Raw genomic sequence first — 337 nt, forward strand, 5'->3', positions numbered from 1 at the left:
TACATGTACTATCTGCAGTACAAGAATGAGACGATTGTGGGCACATCTCCTGAGCTTCTTGTTCGCGTTGAAGACGGCAAGGTAGAAATGAGGCCGATCGCCGGCACTCGAAAACGCGGTAGTACCCCCGATGAGGATGAAGCGCTGGCGCAAGATCTTTTAGCCGATCCCAAAGAACGGGCGGAACATACCATGCTGCTTGATCTGGGACGAAACGATGTGGGCCGTGTTGCTGAGTATGGCTCGGTGAAAGTGGAAGAGCAGATGGTGATTGAACATTATTCCCACGTCATGCACATGGTATCGCATGTGACAGGCCGTTTGCGCGAAGACCTGC

The 337-nt window shown here is 52.5% G+C and carries 1 protein-coding gene; it reads left to right on the top strand.

The window, feature by feature from the left end; all coding sequences use genetic code 11:
- Positions 1-337, top strand: a 337-nt coding sequence (locus MXD62_RS10655; protein WP_248829150.1) for a chorismate-binding protein, incomplete at both ends; no start/stop codon positions are given.

Source organism: Frankia sp. Mgl5, from assembly GCF_023242985.1.
GTDB classification, from domain to species: domain Bacteria; phylum Actinomycetota; class Actinomycetes; order Frankiales; family Frankiaceae; genus Parafrankia; species Parafrankia soli.